This is a genomic window from Tritonibacter sp. SIMBA_163 (assembly GCF_046535935.1).
Taxonomy (GTDB): Bacteria; Pseudomonadota; Alphaproteobacteria; order Rhodobacterales; family Rhodobacteraceae; genus Epibacterium; species Epibacterium scottomollicae.
The window spans coordinates 1-4,472 of sequence record NZ_JAWJBP010000047.1; the positions used below are offsets into that span (position 1 = coordinate 1).

Sequence of the window (4,472 nt, forward strand, 5' to 3'; positions counted from 1 at the left end):
ACCACCGTCACCTCGATGCAGGTGCTGGAGCGGGCGGCGGATCTGTCGGGCGTCTCCATGGGCGAGGTGCAGCAGGCCACGATCCAGCTGACCAAACGCCTGAGCCAGGCGGCGGGCGGCACCGGGGCGGCGGCCAAGGCGCTGGACCGGCTGCACCTGAGCGCCGGCGCGCTGCAGGCGCTGCCGCTTGATCAGCGACTGGAACAGATCCAGGGCGCCCTGGCGGAGTATGTGCCGGAGGCGGAGCGCGCGGCGGTGGCCTCAGAGCTGTTTGGCAGTCGCGCGGGCCTGATCTTCACCCGCGTGGATGGCGCCGCACTGCGCACGGCGGCGCAGGATGTGAACCGCTTTGGCGTGGCAATCTCCGAGGTGGATGCGGATCAGATCGAGCTGACCAATGACGCGCTGTCGCGGATGAGCCTTGCGGGCCGGGGTCTGGCCAACCAGGTGACCGTCGCGCTGGCGCCGGCGCTGCAGGGGCTGAGTGACCGGGTGGCGGATGTGGCGACCTGGTTCAACGGTCTGTCGGATGGCACCAAACGGTTCCTCGCCACCAGTGCTTTGATTGTCGGCACGGTGGGGCCTGCAGCGCTGGCGCTGGGGCTGGTGCTGAAGGTGGCCGCGCCGCTGGGGGTTGTGATGGCGGGGATGGTCTCGACCGTGGCGCTGGCGCCCTTGCGCTTTGCGGCGGCGGCAAAGTCGGCCATTGCGCTGGAAGTGGCACTTGGGGCCACCTCGACCAAGGCGGCAGTGACCAGCCTTGCGATGAAAGGCCTGCAGCGCGGGCTGTTGCTGCTGCGCGGGGCGGTGATTGCCACCGGCATTGGGGCGCTGGTGGTGGGGGCGGGCTATCTGGCGATGAAGTTCCATCAGCTGGTGATGGCCACCGGCGGCTGGGGCGCGGCGCTGCGCGCGCTCGGCGATCTTGCGGCGGGCGTCTGGCAGGGCATCCAGACCAGCGCCACCGCGATTGGCCCGGCACTGGCAGCGATCTGGGCGCGGGTGCAGGCGGGGTTTACCCGCATGGTGCAGGATCTGTCCCTGAGCTGGGGCACCTTCCTGTGGACGATGTCGGAGGGGATGCATGGCATTCCAGCCCTGTCGGATGTGCAGCACCGCCTGCGCGACGCCTCTGACGGAGCCATCGACAGGGTGATGGAGCTCGATCTTGCCGCCAGCACGCTGGAGGGTCGGATGATCCGGCTGCGCAAGGAAGCCGGCGGCAAGCTCAAGGAGGGGTTCAAGCAGGCCGGGGCGGCGATGGAGCGGTTGTCCGGTCAGATGGACAGCGCCAATTCTGAGCTGTCCGAGGGCGATGACAGCGCAGATGCGCTTGCCAGCACTCTGGATGGTCTTGGCGAGACTCTGGATGACGGCTCCGGCGGTGGTGTGGCAGGGGGGCTGTCCAAAACCACCGAGGCGGCAGAGGATCTGGGGCAGGAGATGAGCGGGCCGCTGTCCTCTGCCGTGGATGGCGTGGCGCGCTCCTTTGGCGATTGGATCGCAGGGGGGCTGCGCAACTTCCGCTCGATGTGGGACGGGATCAAAGACGCGGCCAAACGCGGCCTCGCGGATCTTGCTGCCAGCTTTGCCAAGAGCCAGATCCGCATCGCCCTTGGGCTGTCGCTCTCGGGGGTAGGCTCTGCAGCCAGCGCCGCCGGTGGGCTTTTTGGCGGTGGTGCCGGGGGCGGTGGCGGTCTGCTGTCGGGCATTCTGGGGCAGGGGGCAGGCGGCCTGTTGGGCGGCGGTGGCATCCTCGGCGGGCTGGGATCTGGTCTTGGCGGGGTGCTCTCCGGCGGTGGGCTGGGATCGAGCTTTGCCAACCTCGGTGGTTTGCTCTCCGGCGCATCTGGTGGTCTGGGCGCCATAGGTGCGGCAATCCCGGCGCTTGGCATTGTGCTTGGCGGTGCAGCACTTCTAAAGAAGGCCTTTGGCCGCAAATACAAACATTCCGGCATCCGGGGATCTTTTGGGGCCAACGGCTTTGAGGGCAACGCCTTTGACTTCTACAAAGGTGGCTGGTTCCGCAGTGACAAGACCAGGTATCGCGGTCTCGATCCGGACCTGGATCGCGCCCTCGATCTGCAGTTTGGCTCCTTGCGCGATCACCTTGAGGGCATGGGCGGCTCTCTTGGCCTCTCCATTGATGCGCTGGAAGACTTCCGTGGCGCTACCTTTGAGATCGTCACCAATGGCAAAAGCCAGGACCTCATCCAGCGCGAGCTGGCGGCGCAGATGGAACGCGCCAGCGATCAGATGGCGGCGCTGCTTTTGGGCACTGAAGAGTTTGCCCAGACTGGCGAGACCGCCACGGAAACCCTCTCACGCCTCTCGGGCAGTCTGACTCGCGTCAATGACGCCATGGATCTGCTGGGCCGTGCCGAGTTTGATGTCTCGCTGGCCGGGGCGGATCTGGCCTCTGATCTTCTTGACGCCTTTGGGGGGTCCGGTGCGTTCTCGGTGGCGATCTCCAGCTATTTTAGCGGCTTTTACACCGAGGCAGAGCGCAGCGAAGTCTTGATGCGCCGCCTGCAGGAAGAGTTTGAAGCCCTCGGCATTGCCATGCCCACCTCGCGCGATGGCTTCCGCGCACTGGTGGACAGCCTCGATCTGACCAGCGAGGGCGGACAGGCGCTCTATGCGGATCTGCTGCGTCTCTCGGGGGCACTTGGCGATGTGCTGCCCCAGATCGGGGCCTTCACCGCAGAGCTTGCGGGGCTGGCCTCGGAAATCGGCGGCGAGGTTGGCGTGCAGATCGAGGCCGCGCAGCAGATGGTGACAGAGGCGCGCGACGCGGCGCAGGCTTGGCGGCGTACCGCAGAAAGCTTGCGCGGCTTTGTGGCGGATCTCGTGAGCACAGAACTGAGTGCCGCCAGCGGCGGGCAGACTGATGCGATCCTGCGCGCGCGGATGGATGCAGGTTTTGCCAAGGTGCAGGCGGGGGATGTAGACGCGGCAGCAGACCTGCCGGAGCTGGCCCGCGCCTTTCTGCGCCGGGCGCGAGAGACCGCAGGCACGGAGCTTGAGTATCGCCGGATTGCCGCCGAGGTGCAGGGTCGCCTCACCTATGCCGCCGGGATCGCGGATCTGGAGGCGGGCAATGATGAGGTGCTGGCCGGTCTCTATCAGCAGCAGATCGATGTGCTGACCTCGCTGGGCAACTTCCTGCAGCTGGAGAGCCTGACCGGCGATCAGGTGGCGGAGCTGAGCGACGGGGTGCAGGCGCTGGCGGCGGATTGGGATGGCACGGTGTCGGCCTTCGAGGGCTCACTCTCCGCCCTGCAGGACGCCATCGAGTCTGCCGAGGCCTTCAGCTATGACGATCTGGTCGGCGCGCTGGATGTGGCGGTGACGCTGGATGACAGCGCCCCGGCCTGGCTGCGGGATCTGGTGGAACAGGCGGAGACCGGCATTCGCACCACTCTGGACTTCATCATCCGCCGTGATGATCTGAGCGCGGCGGATCGCTGGATTGCCACCCATGCGCTCTCGCAGCATGTGGCAACGCTGGATCTGGTGCTGGGATCCGATCTGGATGAGGCCACCCGCACGCTGGCGCTGACCACGGCGGCAGATCTGCGCCGCAGCCTGCGTCTGGATCTGGCACAGGATCTTGATCCGGACACCCGCGCCCTGGTGCTGACCCGCTCGGCAAACCTGTCGCGGCGCATCAATGTGGCGCTCACTGGGACAGGGGCAGAGACCGTGGCGCAGCTCACCGAGATTGCCGGGCTGATTGGTGATGGCAATGGCAGTGGCCGGCTGACCTTTGGCGGCGGTGTGGTGCTGGAGGCGGATGATGTCTTTGGCGATCTCGTTGATCGCACGGGCCAGTTGGTCGAGCCCATGGAACGGCTCAGGGGCATGCTTGCCGAGCTGCGCGATGCGGTGGAGGCGGATCGTGAAGCGCGTGAAGCGCAGCAGCAGCTGGTCAACTTGCAATCGCAGGGACGGGGGCTGGCGCTGGGACTGGAAGATCGCGGTGAGGCCTCCGGAATTATTGCGCAGATCGCGGCACTTGAGCAGCGCACCGGAGTCTCGCTGCGCCGCAGTGGCAACCGCGACGCAGAGCTGCACGTTGATGGGGAGACAGGTCGCATCCAATATGATGCGGATTGGGTCTCTTATGGCTCGGGCGCGGATCTTTCTGGCTTCCGCCGCGCCTTCTGGGCGGATGGCGGGCTGGAAGATCAGATCGCGGCCTACAATCGCCGCCAAACACAAAGCACCCGCCAACTGGAGCAGCTCAGGGCGCAGATCCGGGACCTCGGTGGCATTCCGGCCTTTGCCAGGGGCGGCGCTCATAGCGGTGGCGCGCGGATTGTTGGTGAGCGGGGCTGGGAGATCGAGACCACCGGCCCCTCGCGCATTCACAGCCATTCGGAGTCGGTGGCGATGCTCGACAATCGCCCGCTGGCCAAGGGGGTGGAAGATCTGACCCGCCATGTGGTGGCGCAGGGGCAGGTGGTGCG

At 66.6% G+C, this 4,472-nt stretch carries 1 protein-coding gene; it reads left to right on the top strand.

Annotation, left to right across the window (positions count from 1 at the left end):
• The coding region (locus R0J92_RS21180) for a hypothetical protein (RefSeq protein ID WP_411053090.1) at positions 1-4,472 on the top strand (4,472 nt) is incomplete at both ends.